We start from the raw sequence: 22228 nt of genomic DNA, 5'->3' as shown, positions 1-22228 counted from the left end.
GGAAAAGTGGAGACCGGTTTTCCGGCAAGATCATGCTCCAAGAAAGAGTGCCATCATGAGCACCGTTGCGCCTGCTGTTGAACCGGTCGGTCCGGCGCGAACCTCGGGACTCGCGGCGATGTTCGAGCACACCCGCTATGTGCTCGGCGAGAACAAGGTCACGGGCTTTGCCTTCGCGCTGCTCCTGCTCATCATCTGCGCGGCGCTGTTCGGTCCCTCCATCGTGCCGCACGATCCGCTCGCCTCGGACACCGCGGCTGCGTTAAAACCGCCATCGGCGGCGCACTGGTTCGGTACCGACCAGCTCGGCCGCGACATCTTCAGTCGCGTCATCGTCGCAACGCGGCTCGACGTCTTCATCGCGGTCGCATCGGTTGCGCTGGTGTTCCTGATGGGTGGGCTCGCCGGCATCGCGGCGGGCTATTTTGGCGGCTGGACCGACCGCGTCGTCGGCCGCATCGCCGATACCATCATGGCCTTTCCGCTGTTCGTGCTGGCGATGGGTATCGTGGCGGCGCTCGGCAACACCGTGCAGAACATCATCCTGGCGACCGCCATCGTGAACTTCCCGCTCTATGCCCGCGTCGCGCGCGCCGAAGCCAACGTCCGCCGCGATGCCGGCTTCGTGCAGGCGGCGCGGCTGTCGGGTAACGGCGAATTCCGCATCCTCCTGGTGCACATCCTGCCCAACATCATGCCGATCATGATCGTGCAGATGTCGCTGACCATGGGCTACGCCATTCTCAATGCCGCCGGCCTCTCCTTCATCGGCCTCGGCGTGCGCCCGCCGACCGCCGAATGGGGCATCATGGTCGCCGAGGGCGCCGGCTTCATGGTGTCGGGCGAATGGTGGATCGCGCTGTTCCCGGGCCTCGCGCTGATGATCGCCGTGTTCTGCTTCAACCTCCTCGGCGACGGTCTGCGCGACATCGTCGACCCGCAGCGGAGGACGTGAGCGATGGTTGGGCTCGAGTGTGTGGTGAGCAACGCGAGGCTCACATGTGAGGAGCGCACAATCCTCTCATTCCCTCCCCCCTTGCGGGGGAGGGGCAGGGAGGGGGGTAGCCACGAACTCAGACCTCGCTTGGGGCTACCCCCCTCCCCAACCCTCCCCCGTCGCAAGTCGGGCCTGCCCGACTTGCGCAAACAAAGGATGCGCAACCGGGGTACACCCCGGTTGCGTGGGGGAGGGAGCGAGAGAGTTGTACCCGCCTCGCGCCTAAGTCCACCGCGGAAATTGTCCAATGAATCCAACCCCGTTCTACTTTGCATGGGGTTGTTTTCGCGATTTTTGAGTGGGAGGCATTCATGACTGCTCAGCCCCTGCTCGACGTCCACGACCTCACCGTCGAATTCACCACCCGCCGCGGCATCGTCAAAGCGGTGCAGCACGTCGACATCTCCGTCGCCAAGGGCGAGACGCTGGCGATCGTCGGCGAGTCCGGTTCCGGCAAGTCGGTGACGTCCTACGCCGTGATGCGCATCCTCGACCGCGCGGGGCGGATCGCCGAGGGCTCGGTGATGTTCTCCGGCATCGATGTGAAGGCCGCGACCGAAGACCAGATGCGCGATCTGCGCGGCCGCGAAGTCTCGATGATCTTCCAGAACCCGCGTGCCGCACTCAACCCGATACGGAAAGTGGGCGACCAGATCGAGGACGTGCTGCGCACCCATGTGCAGCAGGCGCAAGTCACAGGTCACGGCGAGAAAGCGATCGAAGCGCTGGAGCAGGTCAAGATCGCGCGCCCGCGCGAGCGCTATCACGCCTATCCGTTCGAGCTGTCCGGGGGCATGTGCCAGCGCGTCGTCATTGCGCTCGCGCTCGCGTGCAATCCGCAGCTCCTGATCGCGGACGAGCCGACCACCGGGCTCGACGTCACCACGCAGAAGGCGGTGATGGACCTGATCGTCGAGCTGACCAAGCGGCGCGCGATGTCGACCATCCTGATCACGCACGACCTCGGCCTTGCTGCGGCCTATTGCGACCGCGTCGTGGTGATGGAGAAGGGCCGCGTGGTCGAGACCGCGAAGGCCGCCGACATCTTCGCCAGCCCGCAGCATCCCTACACGCGAAAATTGATGCGTGCGACGCCGCGGATCGGCGTGCAGCTAAGAGACTTGTTGCCAGAGGAAGACGGGAGCGCGGCAGCTTCCTTCGCCTCTCCCCGCGCGCGGGGAGAGGCCGACGCACTCGGCAGCGCACTTGCGCGCCAGAGTCCGGCGGGTGAGGGGGACTCTCCGCGAGTCGAGCTCGAGGAAACAGCCCCTCACCCCAACCCTCTCAGAGCGAGCGAAGCTCGTCTCGACCCCGCGAAGAGCGGGGAGAGGGAGAAGAGCGGCAAGCCCCTTCTCCTCGTCGAAAAGCTCGTGAAAGACTATCCCCGCCAGGGCGCCACCGCGGTGCTCGGAAAGCTGTTCGGCCGCAAGCCGCCGGTCGAGCCGGATGTGTTCCGCGCCGTCGACGGCATCAGCTTCTCGATCGGCCATGGCGAGAGCGTCGGCCTGGTCGGCGAATCCGGCTGCGGCAAATCCACGACGTCGATGATGGTGATGCGGCTGTTGGACCAGACCTCGGGCCGCATCCAATTCGACGGCGAGGAGATCGGCAGCATCATGCCGAGCGCCTTTGCCCGGCTGCCGCTGCGCAGTCGCATCCAGATGGTGTTCCAGGACCCGACCGACAGCCTCAATCCGCGCTTCACCGCCGCGCGCGCCATCGTCGACCCGCTTCTGCAACTCGGCGACGTCCGGGGGCGTGATGCGCTGCGCGCGCGCTGCGAGGAGCTGGCGGCAATGGTCGGATTGCCGCTCGATCTGCTCGATCGTTTCCCGCACCAATTGTCCGGCGGCCAGAAGGCCCGCGTCGGCATCGCCCGCGCGATCGCGCTGCATCCAAAGCTCGTTATCCTGGACGAGCCGACGGCCGCGCTCGACGTGTCGGTCCAGGCGGTGGTGCTGAATCTGCTGGAGGACCTCAAGCAGCGGCTTCGCATGAGCTACCTGTTCGTTTCGCATGATTTGAATGTGGTGCGCTTGCTGTGCGATCGTGTCATTGTGATGCGGACGGGTCGAATCGTGGAGGAAGGGTCTTCCGAGAAGGTCCTGAGCGATCCGCAGGACGACTACACCAAGGCGCTGTTGACGGCGATTCCGCATCCGCCGTTGCCGGTTCACTGAGAGACTTTCGTGGGAGCATGATGGCCGAACCGCTGGACGACTATATCGACGCCGTGTCGAAAGCACTGTCGCTGCCGATCGAGGAAGCCTGGCGGCCCGCGGTGCGCGCCAACCTCGAAGTGTCGCTGCGGCTCGGCCGCCTTGTCGACGAATTCGCGCTGCCGGACGAGACCGAGCCGGCGCCCGTGTTCACGGCCTGACGCCGCCATGACGATTGATCCCGAAATGACGGCCGCGGAGATCGCCGCAGCTATTGCCACCAAGAAGCTGACTGCGTTCGAGGTCACCGAAGCGGCGCTGGCGCGCATCACTCGATACAACGGCCTGCTCGGTGCCTTTACTGATTTCACTTTCAGGCGAGCTCGCGCCAAGGCGCTCGCCATCGACGCCGACATTGCCGATGGTAAGCAGGTCGGCCCACTCGCTGGTGTACCCTTTGCGGTTAAGAATCTGTTCGACGTTGCTGGGCTGAGGACCTACGCCGGCTCGAAGATCAACCGCGACCTGCCGAAGGCCAAGCGCGATGCCACCCTGATCGAGCGCATGGAAGCCGCGGGTGCCGTGCTGGTCGGCGCGCTCAACATGGGCGAATACGCCTACGATTTCACCGGCGAGAACGTGCACGATGGTCCCTCGCGCAATCCGCATGACATTGATCGGATGAGCGGCGGCTCCTCCGGCGGCTCCGGCAGTGCCGTCGGCGGCGCGCTGGTGCCGATCGCGCTGGGCTCGGATACCAACGGTTCGATCCGCGTGCCGTCCTCGTTCTGCGGCATTTTCGGTTTGAAGCCGACCTATGGCCGGCTGTCGCGAGCGCGCTCCTTCCCGTTCGTCGCGAGTCTCGACCATGTCGGCCCGCTCGCGCGCTCCGTCACCGATCTCGCGCTGGCCTATGACGCGATGCAGGGCCCGGATGCGGACGATGCCGCTTGCACCACGCGCGGCGTCGAGCCGGTGACGCCGCTGCTCGGTGAATCCATCGCAGGCCTGCGCGTCGCGATCGCCGGCGGCCACTTCCAGAAGAACGTGTTTCCCGAGGCCGTCGAAGCCGTCAGCCGCGTCGCCAAGGCGCTCGGCGCGACGCGAGTTGTGGACGTTCCCGAAGCCTCGCGCGCCCGCGCCGCGGCCTATGTCATCACCACGACGGAAGGCGCCTCGCTCCATCTCGATCGCCTGCGCAAGCGCCCGAACGATTTCGATCCGGCGGTGCGCGACCGGCTGATCGCCGGCGCGATGGTGCCGGCGTCGCTGGTCGATCGTGCGCAAAAATTTCGCCGCTGGTATCGCGCGCAGGTCATGGAGCTGTTTAGGTCGGTCGACGTTTTGCTCGCGCCCGCGACGCCCTGTACGGCGCCGAAGCTCGGACAGGTGAATTTCACACTCGACGGCGTCGAATTGCCGGTGCGCGCCAATATCGGCATCCATACCCAACCGATCTCGTTCATCGGCCTGCCCGTGGTGGCGGTGCCGGTGCCGCTGGAGCCGCTGCCGATCGGCGTGCAGATCATCACAGCGCCCTGGCGCGAGGACATCGCGCTGCGGGTCGCGCATGCGCTGGAACGAATGGGCGTAGTATCAGCGCCGTCACCGAGAGGATTTTGAAATGGAGATCGATCTTCCCGACGTGGTCGCGGAAGTCAAAGCCGCGTTCGAGCGTTACGAGACGGCGCTGGTCAGCAACGACGTCGCCGTGCTCGGCGAGCTCTTTCGCAACGATCCCCGCACGCTGCGCTACGGCATCGGCGAAAACCTCTACGGCTATGAGGCGATCTCCGGCTTCCGCGCCGCGCGCTCGCCGGTCGGCCTCAACCGCCGCACCGCCAAAACCGTCATCACCAGCTATGGCCGCGACACCGCGGTCGCCTCCACCCTGTTCTATCGCGACACCGCGCCCGGCAAGGTCGGCCGGCAGATGCAGACCTGGATTCGCTTCCCGGAGGGCTGGCGCGTCGTAGCTGCCCATGTCAGCATCATCGACGAGCCGAAAGAGGCGTGATCGCATGACGCTCGACGACCTCCCGCCTGGGACATTGCCGACCGAGCCGGTCGTGCCGCGTGTCGACCGGCCGCACCCGACCGTGCACAAGGTCACGCGCGCCGAGGAGCTGCGGCTGCAGCTCGCCGACGAGATCGTGCGCGGAGCTTTGGCTCCCGGCGCGCCGCTGGATGAGACCGATATCGCGCGCCGCTTCAGCGTTTCGCGCACGCCGGTGCGGGAAGCGTTGCGCCAGCTCGTGGCCAGCGGCCTCGTCGAGGCCCGCGCCCATCGCGGCGCGGTCGTGGCGCAGCCCTCGATCGAACGGCTGACCAGCATGTTCGAGGCGATGGCCGAGCTCGAGGCGCTGTGCGCCGGGCTTGCCGCCGAACGCATGTCCGCGGCCGAGCGTCATGGCCTCGAGGCCATCCACGAGGAACTCCGGGTCCTGAGCTACGCCGGCAATCCCGAACGCTTCCACGAGGTCAACGAGCGCTTCCACAACGCGATCTATGCCGGCTCGCAGAACGGCTACATCGCCGAGATCACGCTGGCCACCCGCGTCCGCGTGCAGCCGTTCCGCCGCGCCCAGTTCCGCAACCTCGGGCGTCTGGCCAAGTCCCAAGCCGAGCACGACCGCGTCGTCGTCGCCATCATGCGCGGCGACAAGCAGGCCGCCGCCGCCGCCATGCGCGCGCATATCGAGCTGGTGCGTGGAGAATACGAGATCTACGCGGTGTCGGTGTAGCGCGACGACGGTGGCACACATTCGCTGTCGTAGGGTGCGCAAAGGCGCGAAGCGCCGTGCCCACCATCTCTCTCGCGACACCATGCTGGGCACGCTTCGCTTTGCCCACCCTGCAAAAGCTACGCCGTCGCCCTCTCCGCCATATACGCGCGCCAGCCGCCATAGGCGGTGATGTCGCGCGCATCGCCGAGCACTTCGGGCTCCACGATAAAGCCTTTCACGCTGCGGCCATCGGCGAGGCGCACCGTGCCGATCGACAGCGGCGCGGGAATCGCGTTGACGAATTTGCCGAAGGCGGATGCCGACAGCGACCAGATCTCGAGCTGGATCGCGGCGCCTTTGCCGGCTTCGACACGCAGCATGCCGGGCTTCGGCGGCGTGGTCTGGAGCGCATAGAGCTTGTAGTCCGGCGCAGTCTTGGTCGCCTCGATCAGGCGTCCGTTCAAGGCCTTCAATTCGCCGTTCAGCGCCATGCCGGAGAGATGCGCGCCAATCACCGCGATCGGAATCTCATCGCTCGTGCTTGCGGATGGCTGAGCGAGCGGTGGGTGCGCAACGCCCTTTGCGCCGACGCTCAGCTTGGTATCGGCATGGAAAACGCGGCCGATGCTGGCGAGCAGCGCATCGCGGCCAGCCGGTGCAAGCAGGGTGATGCCGAACGGCGCGCCGTCGGACCGCATCGATGCCGGCACCGCGAGGCCGCAGAGGTCGAGCAGGTTGACGAAATTGGTGTAGGTGCCGAGCCGGCTGTTGAGCTCGATCGGATTGGCCAGCACCTGCGCGGTCGAATAGACCGTCGGCGCCGTCGGCAGCACCAGCGCGTCCAGATTGACGAAGGTGCGCTCGGTGATCCTGCGCAAGCCCTGCAGGCGGTAGAACGCGGAGAAGGTCTCCGCCGCCGTCAGCCGCGCGCCGGCCGCGGTGATCTCCCGCGTCACCGGATGGATCGCATCCGGTGCGGACGCCAGCAGGTTGCGGATCACGAGATAGCGCTCGGCGACCCATGGTCCTTCATAGAGTAGCCGCGCCGTCTCGTAGAACGGCTCGAGATCGAACTCGACCAGGGTCGCGCCGAGCGCGGTCCAGCGCTCAAGTGCCTCGCCGTAGGCGGCCTCCGCCTTCTTGTCGCCGAAGAAGATCAACTGTCCGTTGCGTGGTACGCCGAGCCGCAAGTTCGCCGGGAACGGCGTGAGCGCGCCCAGCGGCCTGTCGCGCGAGAACGGATCGGCCTGATCGGGCCCCGCCATCACCGAAAGCGCGAGTGCGGCATCGTCGACGGTCAGCGCGAACACCGAGACGCAGTCGAGCGTGCGGCAGGCCGGCACAACGCCCGCGGTCGAGATCATGCCGAGGCTCGGCTTCAGCCCGACGATGTTGTTGAGCATCGCCGGCACGCGGCCTGAGCCCGCGGTATCGGTGCCGAGCGACAGCGGCACCAGCCCCGCGCCGACGGCGGTCGCCGATCCCGAGCTCGAGCCACCGGGAATGAGATCGTCGCGGATCGAATTTCTGGGGATGCCATAGGGCGAGCGCACGCCGACGAGACCGGTTGCGAACTGGTCGAGGTTGGTCTTGCCGATGACGATGGCGCCAGCGGCACGCAGGCGCTCCACCGCGGTGGAGTCATGCCCCGGCATGTAGGAGAAAGCCGGGCAGGCCGCGGTGGTCGCAAAGCCCTGCGCGTCGATATTGTCCTTCACCGCGACCGGCACGCCGTAGAGCGGCAGGTGCGCTGCGTCCCTTCGTGCGGCAAGCTTCTCGGCTTCGGCGATCGCATCCGCCTCGTCGCGCAGGCCGATGAAGACCGCGGGATCGTCATGGTCGCGAATGCGCCGATAGCTGCGCGCGACCGTTTGCGCCGGCGTCAGCGTGCCCGCGCGATGCGCGGCCACAATCGCGGCGATCGTTTCAGGCTGTTCCGCCCCCATGGCGACAAAACTCCGGCAATTTGTCTTCGCCCGATTGAAGCAAGCGATGTGCCATTGTGTACAGCAGCCGGGAAGGATAGGTGCTCCGGATATTATCGAATTATCATGCGCTTAGTCGGTATTTCGATGGCCAAAGGGCCGCCGCGTCCGCGCCCCAATAGGGGCATCTGCCCAAATCCTGGGCAGGGAGGATCAGGTGAAGCAGGCGAGGATCCGGAGCAGGTGCTCCCGGTTCTCCTTGCCGATCTTCGCCTCGACGTGCCGCTCATGTTCGGCGGCAAGCCGTTTGAATTTCGCCAGCGCCGTCTCGCCTTGCGCGGTGAGATGCAGCGCATGCGAGCGTCGGTCCGTCTTCGACTTGATCCGCTTTACCAGCCTGCGGGATTCAAGGCTGTCGAGCAGATGCACGAGCCGGGCGCGCTCGATGCCGAGCCGTTTTGCGACGGCCATCTGGGAGAGGCCGGGATTGGCACCGATGATGGTCATCACCGAATACTGCGTCGGGCGGATGTCGACATTGGCAAGCGTCTTGATGAAATCCTGGAAGATCCAGATCTGGAAGCGCCGCACGGCATAGCCGGCGTGGCCGACCAGCGCATCGAGGCCGACCTCGTCCGCGACATCGGGACGCGCTGCGCCGTTGCCGGCTCGTTTGCGCGGGGAGGTGCGGCCGTCGGTTCGGGCTACGCTGGCTGTCACATCGTGTCTCCTGCCTTCGCATCCTTGTAGCGCGGCGGCAAGCGCAGCGAAAGATTGTTGTTGACGACAACAATTGCCGTGCTCAACATTACGGTCAAGCAGTCCGGAACGAGGCTGCGGCCGGTCCCGGCATTCGACCGGGCGAGGAGGAAACGATGACCACGCCCGCCGCACGCGGTGATGCTTCCAGCCTGTTCGCAACGCCGTCGACCGTCGCCGAGCATCGCGCCGACGGCACCATCGTGCTGCGCTCGCCGGAGCGGCTGCGTGAGAGCGCGCGCTGCATCGGCGACTGGCTGGAGCATTGGGCACGGCAGACGCCCGACAGGGTCTTCCTCGCCGAGCGCGGCAATGTCGAAGCGCCCTGGACCACCGTCACCTATGCGCAGGCACTACGGCAGGTACGTGCCGTCGCGTCCTGGATCCTGGCGCAGGGTCTGAGCGCAGAGCGCCCCGTCGTCATCCTCTCCGACAACAGCATCGATCACGCGCTGCTCGCGCTGGCTGCCCAGCACGTCGGCGTGCCCTCGGCCGCGATCTCGCCGGCCTATTCGCTGATGTCCCGAGATTTCGACAAGCTGAAGAGCATGATCGCGCTGCTCGAGCCCGGCGCGATCTATGTCGCCGCCACAAAACCGTTCGCCGCGGCGCTCGCCGCGATCAAGTCGCTGCATCAGGCGCAGGTCATCAGTAGTAACGCCGATGACACCGATGCGCGTGCGTTCCGCGCCATCGCAGCCACGCCGGAGACGCCCGACGTCGCAAGCGCATTCGCGACGGTGACGCCGAATACGATCGCAAAATTCCTGTTCACCTCCGGCTCGACCGGCACGCCCAAGGCCGTCATCAACACCCAGCGCATGCTGACCTCCAGCCAGGAGGCCAAGGCGCAGACCTGGACCTTTCTCGCGCAGGGCCGCGGTGATCTCGTCATCCTCGATTGGCTGCCCTGGAGCCACACCTTCGGCGCCAACCACAATTTCAACCTCGTGCTGCGCAACGGCGGCTCGCTCTATATCGACGGCGGCAAGCCCGCGCCGGGGCTCTTTGCGACGTCGCTAGCCAACTTGAAAAGCGTGATGCCGACGGTCTATTTCAACGTTCCGCGTGGCTTCGACATGCTGATCGCGGCGCTGCGCAGCGACGAGGCGTTGCGCCGCCGCTTCTTCGGCGAGGTGAAGTTCGCCTTCTACGCCGGCGCGGCGCTGCCGCAGAATCTCTGGGACGCGCTCGCGCAGCTTTCGGTGGAGACGGTCGGCCGCCCGCTGCCGATGGTTTCCGCCTGGGGCTCGACTGAAACCTCGCCACTCGCGACCGACTGCCATTTCCTCGCCGAGCGCTCCGGCAATATCGGCGTGCCGATCCCCGGGACCGAGCTGAAGCTCGTCGCCTCCGGCGACAAGCTCGAGGTGCGCGTGCGCGGACCCAACGTCACGCCGGGCTATTGGAAGGCGCCGGAGCTGACGAAGCAGGCCTTTGACGAAGAGGGCTTCTATCTCATCGGCGATGCCGTGAAGTTTGCCGATCCGGAGCGGCCGGAGCGCGGCCTGTTCTTCGACGGCCGCGTCGCGGAGGACTTCAAGCTCAATTCGGGCACCTGGGTCAGCGTCGGCACGCTGCGCGTCGCCGGCATCGCCGCGCTGGCGCCGCTTGCGCAAGACATCGTCGTTGCCGGCCACGGCGGTGACGAGGTGACATTCCTGGTCTTCCCGAACCTGGCTGCCTGCCGCGTCCATGCCGGTCTTGCCGAGACGGCAGGCGTCAACGATGTGCTCGCGCACGACAAGGTCAGGACCGCGATCGCGCAGGGGCTGGCCAAGCTGAAACAGCAGAGCGCCAACTCCTCCGGCCATGCGACGCGGGCGCTTCTGCTCGCCGAGCCGCCGTCGGTCGACGGCGGCGAGATCACCGACAAGGGCTACATCAACCAGCGCGCCGTGCTGACGCGCCGCGCCGATGCGGTCGCGCGGCTGAACGGTGATGCGTCGGCGGAGTGGATTGGTTGCGCCGGTTGAACACGCCGGCTTTACGGAGCGCTCGTGCCCCGGACGCGACGCAGCGCATCATTTCATGCCGCGCCGCGTCCGGGACACGAGAGCAGTAGACGCCTCTTATATGCATTCGTTCCACATCGTCATTGCGAGCGCAGCGAAGCAATCCAGAATCCCTCTGCGGAAAGACTCCGGATTGCTTCGCTGCCATCGCAATGACGGAGAGTGGGCGCGTGCTCGACCTCGATGGATGCTGAAGCAGCCCACCCTCATTCTCCCCGTAAGGACGGGGAGAGGGAGTGAGGTAGCCTGCCAAATAGGCCAGCCAACCTGCCGCATTCTCGGTCTCAAATCTTTTGTTGCCTAGGCAACTAATTTGTGCGAACCGTTCCAAACAAGGATGACGGCGGGCGAACCGCTGCGGCTGATCTGGAGGAAACATGCTCGGCAGGAATGGCGCCGTCGGCAAACGCCGCTGCGCGCCCGAGGACGGATCGCGCGTGCGACGCGGCGTGTCAGGCGTCGGTGCCGGCCGTCACGGCGCCGAGATTCTCGTGCAGCCGGCGCAGCAGGTCGATCAGCACCTCGCGCTCGTCCTTGCTGAGGCAGGACAACAGGCGCCGCTCGCGCTCGAACGCGGCGACGATCACCTTGTCGTGGGTGGTGCGGCCCCTCGCCGTGAGCGAGATCGAATGGGTCCGGCCGTCGTTGGGGTCGGTGCGGATCGCTACCAGCCCGCGCTTCTCGAGGCCCGCCAGCGTCCGGCTGACCGGCCCTTTGTCGAAGCCGATGACGTGGCAGATGCGCGAGGCCGGAATGCCGGGCTCGATCGCAAGCAGCGACATGATCCGCCATTCCGTGACGTTGACGCCGAACTGCCGCTGATAGAACGCGGTCGCGCTGTTCGACAGCTTATTGGCGATGAAGGTGATGAAGGCCGGGACATAACGGTCGAGGTCGAGCGTCGGTCCGGCTTCGGAGGCCGCAGGCTTCTGTCGGGTTCTGGTCGAAGGCGGAGGCATGTCGGGCTTTGGACTTTCGGCGTGCCCGGAGACCTAAGGACATGCGCTCGCGTTTCACAAGATCAAAATGAGGGAGGACTTCAATGAGTGCATCCGGCTCCCCTGTATCTGCCGGCCCAACGGCCGTTCCGCATCTCGACGTCGATCCCTTCGCAATGAATTTTTTTGCCGACCCCTATCCCACGCACGAAGTGCTGCGGGAGGCCGGGCCCGTCGTCTATCTCGACAAGTGGAACGTCTACGGCGTGGCGCGCTATGCCGAGGTCCATGCCATCCTGAACGATCCCGCGACGTTCTGCTCCAGCCGGGGCGTCGGCCTTAGCGACTTCAAGAAGGAGACGCCATGGCGGCCGCCGAGCCTGATCCTCGAGGCCGATCCGCCCGCGCACACCCGCACCCGCGCCGTGCTGTCAAAGGTACTGTCGCCGACCGTGATGAAGCAGGTACGCGACCGCTTTACCGCAGCGGCAGAGGAACGGGTGGACGCGCTGCTCGAGAAGCGCAGCTTTGATGCGATCGCGGACCTTGCCGAAGCCTATCCGCTCTCGATCTTCCCGGATGCGCTGGGCTTGAAGCCGGACGGCCGCGAGCACCTCATTCCCTATGCGAGCGTGGTGTTCAACGCCTTCGGCCCGCCCAACCAGCTCCGCCAGGAGGCGATCGCGCGCTCGGCGCCGCACCAGGCCTATGTCGCCGAGCAGTGTCAGCGCGAGAATCTCGCACCCGGCGGGTTTGGCGCCTGTATTCATGCCCGCGTTGACGAGGGCGAGATTGCGGCCACCGAGGCGCCGCTCTTGGTGCGCTCGCTGCTGTCGGCCGGTCTCGACACCACCGTCAACGGCATCGGCGCCGCAGTGTATTGCCTCGCGCGTTTCCCCGATCAATGGCAGCGCCTGCGCGACGATCTCTCGCTCGCGCGCAACGCCTTCGAGGAGGCGGTCCGGTTCGAAAGTCCGGTGCAGACCTTCTTCCGCACCACGACGCGGCAGGTCGAGCTCTCCGGCGCGACCATCGGCGAGGGCGAGAAGGTGCTGATGTTCCTCGCCGCCGCCAATCGCGATCCGCGGCGCTGGGACAAGCCCGACAGCTATGACATCACCCGCCGCACCTCAGGCCATGTCGGCTTCGGCTCGGGCATCCACATGTGCGTCGGCCAACTCGTCGCCCGCCTCGAGGGGGAGGTGATGCTGACCGCGCTGGCCCGGCGCATCGCGGGGATCGAGATCACCGGCGAGCCGAAACGCCGCTTCAACAACACGCTGCGCGGGCTCGACAGCCTGCCGGTCACGATCACCCCGGCCTGACAAGGAGCCTTGATGCCTGCGATTATCTTCATCCATCCCGACGGCAAGTCGGACCGCATCGAGACCAGCGACGGCGAGAGCGCCATGCAGGCCGCGACTCGCCACGGCCTCGACGGCATCCTGGCCGAATGCGGCGGCAACGCAATGTGCGCGACCTGCCACGTCTATGTCGACGAGAGCTGGCTGGCGCGGCTGCCGGCGATGGCCGACGACGAGGACGCGCTGCTCGACGGCACCGCTGCGGAGCGCCAGCCGGCGAGCCGGCTGTCCTGTCAGATCGTGATAACGCCCGATCTCGACGGGCTCATCGTGCGACTGCCCGAGCGGCAGATCTGAATCGTCCAATGTGCCGGCAACGACCGGCGCGACAGCAAATCGAACAGGGGAGGGAACCATGAAATATCTGAAGTGGACGCTCGTGCTGGCCGTAAGTGTTTTGAGCGGCGCGGCGAGCGCCGAGATCTCGGACAATGTCGTGCGCGTCGGCGTACTCAACGACATCTCCGGCATTTTCCAGGACACCAACGGCATGGGCTCGGTCGAAGCCGCGCGCATGGCCGCCGAGGATTTCAACGGCGGTGGAAAGAACATCAAGGTCGAGATCGTCTACGCTGATCACCAGAACAAGGCCGACGTCGGCAATGCGATCGCGCGCAAATGGCTTGATGTCGAAGGCGTAGACGCCATTGTCGACGTGCCGAACTCGGCCGTCGGCCTCTCCATCAACACGCTGCTGCGCGACAGCCGCATGACGTTCCTGGCGTCCTCCACGGCAAGTTCCGATCTCACCGGCAAAGCCTGCTCGCCCAACACGATTCAATGGGTCAACGACGCCTGGGCGACCGGCAACACCACGGCGGCCGCGATGATGTCGCGCGGCGGCAAGGACTGGTACTTCCTCACGGTCGACTACGCGCTCGGCAAGGGCATCGAAGCGGAGGCGCAGAAATATATCGAGGGCCACGGCGGCAAGGTGCTCGGCTCATCGAAACATCCGCTCGGCACCTCCGATTTCGCTTCCTTCCTGCTGCAGGCGCAGGGTTCGAAAGCGCAGGTGATCGGCCTGGCAAATGCCGGCGGCGACACCATCAATGCGGTGAAGCAGGCCGCCGAATTCGGCCTCCAGCAAAGCGGCCAGAAGCTCGTCGCCTTCCTGCTCTTCATCAACGACATCCACGGCATGGGCATCAGGGTCGCGCAGGGTCTTCAGCTCATGGAAGCGTTCTACTGGGACATGAACGACGATACCCGCGCCTTCGCAAAACGCTTCGCCGCGCGACCCGGCATGAACGGCAAGATGCCGAGCGGCAACCAGGCCGGCGTCTATGCGTCCACGCTCGCTTTTCTCAACGCCGTTGCGGCCACCGGCAGCGACAACGCCAAGGACGTCGTGCCCGAGATGAAAAAGTTTAGGGGCAAAGACAGGCTGTTCGGCGACACGACAATTCGCCAAGATGGCCGGGTCGTGCATCCCATGTATCTGTTCGAAGTCAAGAAGCCGGAGGAGTCGAAGTATCCGTACGACTACTACAAGCTGGTTTCGACCATCCCGGCGGATCAGGCGTTCCGGCCGATGGCCGAGGGCGGGTGTGAGCTGGTGAAGTAATTGCAGCCGAGAACGCTGCTGCACCCTTTCCCACAAGGGGCCTGTTGCGCTACTGGCTTTTGAGGCCGAGACAGGTCAGGGGAGAAGCTGGTTGCCGGGGTAGCGGGCCGACGAAGGGGTCGGCTGGTGCCCTCGGCGGGCGGCTCAGGCTGTGATCGCAGCCCATTTCCTCATGTTGAACGCGATGGAGGCGAGCAGGACTTGCCCGCTTGCTTTGGCAAGACCGACATAACGGATGCAGGTCAGTCGCATGCGGCGTTTGAGGGTGGCGAAGGTGGTCTCCACCGTTGCCCGTCGTCGGGCGATGAGAAGGTTGTAGCGTTTGAGCCTCGGCGGCAGCTCCGGGTGATGCCTGTTGGGACGACGTGCGATGCGGGGCTTTTTGCCTTCAGCTTTCAGCCGGGCCCGCCTGGCATGGGTGTCATAGGCGGCATCGGCCCACACCACGGCTTCGTCGCCGCGGATCAGATCGTCCGCAGGCGTCGTGTCGTTGATATTGGCGGGCGTGGTCAGCACCGACCGGATCAGGCCGGAGCCCTCATCGACACCCATGTGAGCCTTGTAACCGAAGGTCGAGCCGCTTTTGCCTTGCCGCTTGGCAAACCGGGCATCGGGATCCTTCGACGGCTGTTCTTGCGTCGGAGGCGCTGACACCGCCTGGATCAATGTCGCATCCAGCATCGTGCCGCGCTTCAGGATGACACCAGCATTCTCAAGCTGACGATCGAGCTCACCAAACAGCTTGTCCAGCAGCCCTTGCTCAACAAGCTGGTTCCGGAAGCGGTTCAGGACCGTGTGATCAGGCGTCGCATCTTCGAGACTGAGACCCACGAAGCGCTTGAACGACAAGCGGTCCCCCAGCGCCTCCTCGAGCTCGCGCTCCGAAAGACCATAGAGCGACTGCAACAGCAGCGCGCGAAACAGCACCAGCACCGGATAGCCCGGGCGGCCAGGGCTTCCTTCATCCCGCAAATGCGCCATCAGCTTCTCGAACCGGTACCATTTGACCAAGCTCGACAACCGATCCAGCGCCGCATTGGCACCGGCTCCCTTCGGCAGCCACGCCTCAATAAAACTCGGCTGCCCCGTCTGCTTCACCGCCATCGTCAGTCCTCCAGGGCTCTGCCCTACAGAATCACAGTCGTGGGATTACGCAACAGGCCCACAAGGGGAGAAGGAAGAAGATCCCTCTACCCCACCACCTTGCTGCTGCCCTGCGTGATCAGGCGCGCGGCGCGCTGGTCGCGGGCGTAGATCCAGAGCCAGCTAAGCGCGACACTGAGGCGATGGCGCAGGCCGATCAGGAAGTAGATGTGGGCGATGCCCCAGATCCACCATGCGATCGTGCCGCGCAGCTTGATGCGGCCGAAGTCGATCACCGCGAGCCGCTTGCCGATCTGCGCCAGGCTGCCGGCGTGCTTGTAGCGGAACGGACCGGTCGCTTGGCCGCGCAGGCGCGCCTTGATGGTCTCGGCGACATGACGCCCCTGCTGCTTGGCGGCCGGCGCGATGCCGGGCACCGGCTTGCCCTCCCACGCATTGATGCTGACGGTGTCGCCGATCGCGAAGATTTCGGGATGACCGGGGATCGTCAGGTCGGCTTCGACCTGCACGCGTCCGGCGCGATCGGCCGGCGCGCCCAGCCACTCGGCGGCGGGTGAGGCGCGCACGCCGGCGGCCCAGATCCTGGTCTTGGCATTCAGGCGCTGCCCACCATAGACCACGCCATCACGGTCGATCTCGGTGACCGCCTGTCCCAGCACGACCTCGACACCGATCTTTTCCAGCGAGGCCTGCGCGTAGGCGGAGAGATCGTCGGCGAAGCCGGCCAGCACGCGCGGACCCGCCTCGATCAGCACGACGCGTGCTTTCCGCGTATCGATGTTGCGGAAGTCCTTAGGTAGCGTGTGATGCGCCATCTCGGCGATGGTGCCGGCGAGCTCGACGCCGGTGGGACCGGCGCCGATGATGACGAAAGTGAGCCGGGCCGCGCGCCGCGCGGGGTCGGTCTCGCGCTCGGCGCGCTCGAACGCCACCAGGATGTGCCGGCGCAGCGTGGTCCCGTCCTCCAGCGTCTTCAGGCCGGGCGCCCATTGCTCCCATTCGTCGTGGCCGAAATAGGCGTGGCGCGCGCCGGTCGCGAGCACGAGCGTGTCGTAGGGCACCTCGCTGCCGTCGTCGATCAGCACGCAGCGCCGTGCCGCATCGACGCCGCTCACAGTCGCAAACAGCGTCGTCACCTCAGGCCTGTCGCGCATGAGATGGCGGACCGGCCAGGCGATCTCGCTGGTCGCGAGCGAGGCGGTCGCGACCTGATAGAGCAGCGGCTGAAACAGATGGTGGTTGCGGCGGTCGATCAGCGTGATCGCGACCGGGCTGCCTGCGAGCCGGTAGGTCGTCTCCAGCCCGCCAAAGCCGGCTCCGACGATGACGACGCGATGGGGTGTCGTGGTCATGGATGCGCCCTCGAATCTCGCTGGTCTCTTACTTTATTTAAGAGCGGATCGGGCGCAGTGGTCCAATAGCCTTCATCAATCGGCGAATAGACGGCATGTATCGAGGTCCGCGAAAAAGCGCCGCAGCCTTCGCCGAAGTGAGTAGAATTATATTTCTTGCCATCCCCGATTGGGGCGAAATATGGTGCAGGGCAGGGGCTGAGCCATTGGCGGCTCGACAGATTTTGCGTTCAATAGAGACAGACCCGGGGGCGGCGATCACCTCGTCTCCGGGATTAATAAATGAGGAGGGGAGTGACTATGAGGACGGCATTCTGGCTGGCGGGCGCGGCTGCGCTCGCGCTGGCAAGCCCGGCAGTCGCCGGCGACACCATCAAGATCGGCTTCGTTTCGACCTTCAGCGGCCCGACCGCCGTGATCGGCAACGACATGCGCAACTCGTTCGAGCTCGCGCTCGATCATCTCGGGCGCAAGATGGACGGCAAGCCGGTCGAGGTGATCTACGAGGACGATCAGCAGAAGCCGGATGTCGGCAAGCAGAAGACCGAGAAGCTGGTGCAGTCCGACAAAGTCGATTTCATCGTCGGCTACATCTGGTCCAACGTGCTGCTGGCTTCGCTGAAGACGGCGGTCGACTCGAAGACCTTCATGATCTCAGCCAATGCCGGTCCGTCGCAGCTCGCCGGCGAGCTGTGCTCGCCTTACGTGTTCTCGACCTCCTGGCAGAACGACCAGACGCCGCAGGCGATGGGCCTCTACATGAACCAGAAGGGCGTCAAGAGCGTGTTCCTGATCGGGCCGAACTACGCCGCCGGCAAGGACATGCTCGCGGGCGTGAAGAGCACCTTCAAGGGCGAGATCAAGGGCGAGGAATACACGGTCTGGCCGAGCCAGCTCGACTTCTCCGCCGAGCTCTCCAAGGCGCGAGCCTCCGGCGCCGAGTCGATCTTCGTGTTCTATCCCGGCGCGGCCGGCGTGCAGTTCCTCAACCAGTATGTGCAGGCCGGCCTCAAGAACACGATGCCGCTCTACACCGCCTTCACCGTCGACGAGCTGTCGCTGCCGCTGCAGAAGGAGAACGCGCTGGGCGTGCCCGGCGCGCAGGAATGGGTCAACGACCTCCCCAACGAGCAGAACAAGCGCTTCGTCGCCGATTATCGCAAGAAGTACACCGGTCTGCGCCCGACCTATTACGGCGCCCAGAGCTATGACGCCGCCCAGCTCATCAACAGCGCGGTGGTCGCCGTGAAGGGCGACACCAGCAAGAAGGACGCGATGAAGGCCGAGATGGAGAAGGCCAACTTCAAGTCGCTGCGCGGCGCATTCAAATACGGCAAAAACCATATCCCGGTGCAGAGCTTCTATCTGCAGGACGTGGTCAAGGACGCCGAAGGCCAGCTCTCGCTGAAGACGGTCGCCACCATCGTCGAGAACGATCAGGATCGCTTCCACGACAAGTGCCCGATGAAGTGAGCTGAATTAGCCACGAACGAGCTGCGTTCCCTTCTCCCCTTGTGGGAGAAGGTGGCGCGAAGCGCCGGATGAGGGGGGCTTCCGCAAACTCTCTGCGAGAGTTGCGCGCGCGGAGAGAGACCCCTCACCCGTCTCGCCGCTTCGCGGCGAGCCACCCTCTCCCACAAGGGGAGAGGGGAAGAAACTCACACCCGCGGCATACTTGCGGGGCGCACCTCGCGGGCCTGCGCGGCGAGGCGGATGCCGGCGTTGGCTGCACCGAATCCCTGATAGTCCCGTCGCTCCACGATCTCGAAGAAGAAGCGCTCATCGAAGATGTGGGTGTAGACCTGGAAGAACTCGCCGTCGCCCTCGCGGTCGTAGAGGATGTGATTGGCGCGGAGTTTCGCCATGACTTCCGGCCCAAGGTCGTATTTGGCTTCGATATCATCGTAGTAGTTGTCCGGAATATCCAGGAACTCGGCGCCGCGCGCGCGCATCGCTGCGACCGTTGCGAAGATGTCCTCGCATGAGAACGCGACATGCTGCACGCCTGAGCCAAAGAACTCCGAGATGAACCGCGCCGGCAGCGTGCGGTTGGCGGAGGAGCCGTTGAGCACGAAGCGCAGGCTCTGGTCGCCATTGATGACGGCCTGGCTCTGCACGAGACCCCTGGGATCGGCGATCTCCATCTGCGGCAGCCGCGTCAGGTCGAGAATGCCGGTGTAGAACAACAGCCAGGACAGCATCTCGTCATAGGGCATCGACTGCGCGATGTGATCGACGGCCAGCAGCGCGTCTTTGTCTGCATTGCTCGCGACCGGCTCGAAATCCGTGTCCCAGTTCCGGCCGGCCTGATCGAGGAAATACAAAAGGCTGCCGCCAACGCCGTGGATCGCCGGAATCTCCAGCTCGCCCGGCCCGACCGGCTGGTAGAAGGTGCGCGCCTTCAGCGCCTCCGCGCGCGCCATGGCGCGGCCGGCATCATCGACGTCGAGCGCGATGGCGCAGACGCCGGGTCCGTGCGTGACGTAGTGGGAATGCGCAAAGCCGTCGGTCTCGCAATTGATCACGAGCTCGACCTTGCCCTGCGACCAGCGCTCCACCGCCTTGCTGCGATGCTTGCCGGTCTTGCGGAAGCCGAGCTGCGCGAACAGGCGGGCAAGATCGCCCGCCTTGGTCTCGTTGACCGCGAACTCGACGAAGCCGGTGCCGTGGCTCACGGCTCTTGGTGTAAGCGACCTGTCGGAAGCCTTAGGCCACTTCTCCGCGAGCTGATCCTGCAGCAGGATCAACGACCGTAGGCCGTCGATCGCGGTCTGTGCGGCCGAGCCGGCGCGGAACTGGTCGTTGAAGATCTCCAGTGACAGCGGGCCGGCATAGCCGGTCGCCGCGATCGCCTCCATGAACTCGCCGACCGGCAGATCGCCTTGGCCCGGAAAGGAGCGGAAATGGCGGCTCCAGGACAGGATGTCGAGCTCGAGCCTCGGCGCATCGGCGAGCTGCACCAGAAAAATCTTGTCGCCGGGGATCGAGGCCATCGCGCGGGTTGGAAAGCCGGGCGCCAAGGCGTGAAAGCTGTCGAGGATGACGCCGATTGCGGGATGATCGGCGCGCCGCACGATCTCCCAGGCGTCGCGGTAGTCGTTGACATGCCGTCCCCAGGCGAGCGCCTCGTACCCGACGCGCAAGGAGCGCTTCGCGGCGCGTTCGCCGAGCTCGCGAAAATCGTCCGCCGCGCGGTCGATGCCGCCGAGCGAGCTAGGGGAGACGTTGGAGCAGATCAGCAGCAGATCGGTCCCGAGTTCCTGCATCAGGTCGAACTTGCGTTCGGCGCGGGCAAAATTGCGCGCGCGTTGCGGCTCCGGCATGCCCTCGAAATCGCGGAACGGCTGGAACGCACAGATCCCAAGATTGAGATCGCGGCAGAGTTTTGCGATCTCGCGCGGGCTTGCGCCGAACGACAACAGGTCGTTCTCGAAAATCTCGACTGCATCGAAGCCGGCCGCGGCGATGGCACGGAGCTTTTCATCGAGAGCGCCGGAGAGGGAGACTGTCGCGATCGAACGTTTGTTCATGCTGCCTGCTCCATGATCCTGCCCGGCGCTACGGTGAGTCCCGTGCGGGCGGCCTCGCTGACGGCCTCGACGACGGCCAGCGTTCCCATTGCATCTTCGATCGTGATCAGCGGCTGTTCACGGTCCGCGATCACCGCGCAGAAGTGACGGAGCTGCTCGACCAGAGGGTCGAACGCCCGCGGTGCGATCGTCTCGCGCGACAGAGGTGCGTGCCAGCCGGGATTGCTCGGATAGGACCACAGCTCCATGGTCGGCACCGACAGCGAGCCGCTCGTGCCGGCAAAGACGTAACAGGGCTGATCCTGCTTCGGATACACCGCGTTTTCGCCCGAGCTCAGCTCCCAGCTCCACGGCGCCGGCGTCGCATCGGACACCGTCACCGTTCCAAGCGCCCCATTGGCGAAGCGCAGCAGCAGAGCGGCGGTGTCTTCGACGGGAAAGCCACGGACCCCGTTCGAGGTCAGCGCCTGGACCTCGGAAATCTCGCCGCAGATGAAGCGGAGGTTGTCGATGTCGTGGATGAGATTAATGAGAAGCGGCCCGCCGCCCGCTTCGCGTCGCCAGGCCACCCCAAAATAGTCGTCCGGCTTCTTCAGGAGCCACAGTCCGACCACGGCGGTGAGCCGGCCGAGGCGGCCGGTCGCGACGGCCTCGCGCGCGGCCTTGATGATCGGATTGTGCCGGCGATGATGGCCGACCAGCATCGGCACGCCGATCCGCTTGACCGCGGCGCAGAGGCGCTGCGCGGCGGCAACATTCTCCGTCACCGGCTTTTCGATCAGCGCCGGCACGCCCTCCGCCGCGCAATCGAGCGCCATCGGCAGGTGCAGCGTGTTGGGCGAGGCGATGATGAGGCCGTCGGGCTTCTCCTGCTCCAGCAGCGCGCGATGGTCCGCATACCAGGGCACATCACGTGCCTCCGCGTAGTCCTTTGCGCCAGGTGAAGGATCGGCAATGCTGGCCAGCGCGCAATCCCTTGATGCCTCGATCAATTCGACATGGCGGCGGCCGATCAGGCCGGCACCGGCAACGGCGATGCGCATTTTCGCGCTCATGCGGCGCTCTCCTCCATGACGCCGCCGAGGAAGAGCTGGCCGATGCGGGGATCATTCAGGATGCGTTCGGCCTTGTCGACCATGCGGGTCTGGCCGAGCTCCAAGACGATGCCGAAATCGGAGATCTCCAGCGCCGAGCGCGCGTTCTGCTCGATCATCAGGATGGTGACGCCGCGGTCGCGCAGAGATTTGAGGATATCGAAGGTCTGTTGCACCATCAGCGGCGACAGCCCGATCGAGGGCTCGTCGATCAGCACGAGTTTTGGCTCGAGCAGGAGCGAGCGCGCGATCTCGAGCTGCTTCTGCTCGCCGCCCGACAATGTCGAGGCCTGCTGCGTGGACTTCCGCCGCAGTGCCGGAAACGGGTCGAGCACGGCCTCGATCCGCCTCTGCAGGTCGATGCCCTTCGCCGCGACGCCGCCGAGCTCGATGTTATGTCGCACCGACAACTCGGGGAAGATGTTGCGCCCCTGCGGCACGTAGCAGATGCCGGCATTGAGCAGCGCGCGCTGGCCCAAGTTAGTCACATCGCGATCGGCGAAGCTGATCTTGCCCTCGCGCAGCTTCAACAGGCCGAAGATCGCCTTGAACACCGTCGACTTGCCGGCGCCGTTCGGGCCGATGATGGTGGTGATGGTCGCCTGCGGCACGGAGAATGTCGTGCCGTTCAGGATGGTCATCTTGCCGTAGCCGCCGACAAGATTCTGAACGGAGAGGATCGGGTCGCTCATGGCTCG

At 65.4% G+C, this 22228-nt stretch carries 19 protein-coding genes; 11 read left to right on the top strand and 8 right to left on the bottom strand.

The genetic code is table 11. The features are described 5' to 3' along the window. Window positions 1-55: 55 nt before the first annotated feature. The 6 genes from MTX21_RS23990 (at window position 56) to MTX21_RS23965 (ending at window position 5900) form a co-directional block, all read left to right on the top strand. Entirely contained in the window at window positions 56-955 is a 900-nt protein-coding gene (locus MTX21_RS23990) for an ABC transporter permease (RefSeq protein ID WP_280967145.1), read from the top strand. A 353-nt stretch (window positions 956-1308) separates the two neighbouring features. Further along, entirely contained in the window at window positions 1309-3177 is a 1869-nt protein-coding gene (locus MTX21_RS23985) for an ABC transporter ATP-binding protein (protein WP_280967144.1), read from the top strand. Between the two features lie 20 nt (window positions 3178-3197). Next, window positions 3198-3377 carry a DUF4089 domain-containing protein gene (locus tag MTX21_RS23980; protein ID WP_280967143.1) on the top strand — a complete coding sequence of 60 codons (180 nt, stop codon included), beginning with the start codon at window positions 3198-3200 and terminating at the stop codon, window positions 3375-3377. A 7-nt stretch (window positions 3378-3384) separates the two neighbouring features. Then, a complete protein-coding gene (locus MTX21_RS23975; protein WP_280967142.1) occupies window positions 3385-4779 on the top strand; it encodes an AtzE family amidohydrolase in 1395 nt (464 codons plus the stop codon). Window position 4780: 1 nt separating this feature from the next. After that, entirely contained in the window at window positions 4781-5173 is a 393-nt protein-coding gene (gene hpxZ, locus MTX21_RS23970) for an oxalurate catabolism protein HpxZ (protein ID WP_280967141.1), read from the top strand. Between the two features lie 4 nt (window positions 5174-5177). After that, the gene (locus MTX21_RS23965) at window positions 5178-5900 is read left to right on the top strand and encodes a GntR family transcriptional regulator (RefSeq protein WP_280967140.1); all 723 of its coding nucleotides are present in this window, start codon (window positions 5178-5180) and stop codon (window positions 5898-5900) included. Between the two features lie 119 nt (window positions 5901-6019). On the opposite strand, the gene atzF is transcribed toward MTX21_RS23965, so the two are convergent. Next, the gene (atzF, locus tag MTX21_RS23960) at window positions 6020-7828 is read right to left on the bottom strand and encodes an allophanate hydrolase (RefSeq protein ID WP_280967139.1); all 1809 of its coding nucleotides are present in this window, start codon (window positions 7826-7828) and stop codon (window positions 6020-6022) included. Between the two features lie 192 nt (window positions 7829-8020). Continuing rightward, complete coding sequence (locus MTX21_RS23955; protein ID WP_280967138.1) at window positions 8021-8527, bottom strand: MarR family winged helix-turn-helix transcriptional regulator; 507 nt, start codon at window positions 8525-8527, stop codon at window positions 8021-8023. Between the two features lie 155 nt (window positions 8528-8682). Here MTX21_RS23955 and MTX21_RS23950 point away from each other — a divergent pair, with 155 nt between their 5' ends. After that, window positions 8683-10542 (top strand): feruloyl-CoA synthase, encoded by a 1860-nt coding sequence (locus MTX21_RS23950; protein WP_280967137.1) that lies wholly within the window; start codon window positions 8683-8685, stop codon window positions 10540-10542. Between the two features lie 491 nt (window positions 10543-11033). Here MTX21_RS23950 and MTX21_RS23945 read toward each other — a convergent pair whose 3' ends face one another. Continuing rightward, on the bottom strand, window positions 11034-11540 hold the full coding sequence (locus MTX21_RS23945; protein ID WP_280967136.1) for a MarR family transcriptional regulator: 507 nt from the start codon (window positions 11538-11540) through the stop codon (window positions 11034-11036). 83 nt (window positions 11541-11623) lie between these two features. Here MTX21_RS23945 and MTX21_RS23940 point away from each other — a divergent pair, with 83 nt between their 5' ends. From MTX21_RS23940 to MTX21_RS23930, 3 genes are read left to right on the top strand one after another with little or no spacing between them, the layout of a single operon-like run. Next, window positions 11624-12844 (top strand): cytochrome P450, encoded by a 1221-nt coding sequence (locus tag MTX21_RS23940; protein ID WP_280967135.1) that lies wholly within the window; start codon window positions 11624-11626, stop codon window positions 12842-12844. 12 nt (window positions 12845-12856) lie between these two features. Next, complete coding sequence (locus tag MTX21_RS23935) at window positions 12857-13180, top strand: 2Fe-2S iron-sulfur cluster-binding protein (RefSeq protein WP_280967134.1); 324 nt, start codon at window positions 12857-12859, stop codon at window positions 13178-13180. A 58-nt stretch (window positions 13181-13238) separates the two neighbouring features. Then, window positions 13239-14450 (top strand): ABC transporter substrate-binding protein, encoded by a 1212-nt coding sequence (locus MTX21_RS23930; protein ID WP_280967133.1) that lies wholly within the window; start codon window positions 13239-13241, stop codon window positions 14448-14450. Window positions 14451-14594: 144 nt separating this feature from the next. Here the strand turns inward: MTX21_RS23930 and MTX21_RS23925 are convergent, their stop codons facing one another. Further along, window positions 14595-15554 carry an IS5 family transposase gene (locus MTX21_RS23925; RefSeq protein ID WP_280964961.1) on the bottom strand — a complete coding sequence of 320 codons (960 nt, stop codon included), beginning with the start codon at window positions 15552-15554 and terminating at the stop codon, window positions 14595-14597. 86 nt (window positions 15555-15640) lie between these two features. Next, on the bottom strand, window positions 15641-16906 hold the full coding sequence (locus tag MTX21_RS23920) for an NAD(P)/FAD-dependent oxidoreductase (protein WP_280967132.1): 1266 nt from the start codon (window positions 16904-16906) through the stop codon (window positions 15641-15643). 300 nt (window positions 16907-17206) lie between these two features. Here MTX21_RS23920 and MTX21_RS23915 point away from each other — a divergent pair, with 300 nt between their 5' ends. Next, the gene (locus MTX21_RS23915) at window positions 17207-18379 is read left to right on the top strand and encodes an ABC transporter substrate-binding protein (RefSeq protein WP_280967131.1); all 1173 of its coding nucleotides are present in this window, start codon (window positions 17207-17209) and stop codon (window positions 18377-18379) included. A gap of 185 nt (window positions 18380-18564) precedes the next feature. On the opposite strand, the gene MTX21_RS23910 is transcribed toward MTX21_RS23915, so the two are convergent. The 3 genes from MTX21_RS23910 to MTX21_RS23900 are packed head-to-tail and all read right to left on the bottom strand — an operon-like array spanning window position 18565 to window position 22222. Beyond that, window positions 18565-20436, bottom strand: a complete 1872-nt coding sequence (locus MTX21_RS23910) for a sugar phosphate isomerase/epimerase and 4-hydroxyphenylpyruvate domain-containing protein (RefSeq protein ID WP_280967130.1) — start codon at window positions 20434-20436, stop codon at window positions 18565-18567. Continuing rightward, entirely contained in the window at window positions 20433-21491 is a 1059-nt protein-coding gene (locus tag MTX21_RS23905) for a Gfo/Idh/MocA family oxidoreductase (RefSeq protein ID WP_280967129.1), read from the bottom strand. The genes MTX21_RS23910 and MTX21_RS23905 overlap by 4 nt, the downstream gene beginning before the upstream one ends. Continuing rightward, window positions 21488-22222, bottom strand: a complete 735-nt coding sequence (locus tag MTX21_RS23900) for an ABC transporter ATP-binding protein (protein WP_280967128.1) — start codon at window positions 22220-22222, stop codon at window positions 21488-21490. Before MTX21_RS23900 ends, MTX21_RS23905 begins: the two co-directional genes overlap by 4 nt. Window positions 22223-22228: the final 6 nt, after the last annotated feature.

It is taken from the genome of Bradyrhizobium sp. ISRA430 (genome assembly GCF_029909975.1).
Taxonomy (GTDB): Bacteria; Pseudomonadota; Alphaproteobacteria; order Rhizobiales; family Xanthobacteraceae; genus Bradyrhizobium.
Note: the sequence above shows the minus strand (reverse complement) of the source record. Positions and strands in the feature narration are given on the sequence as shown.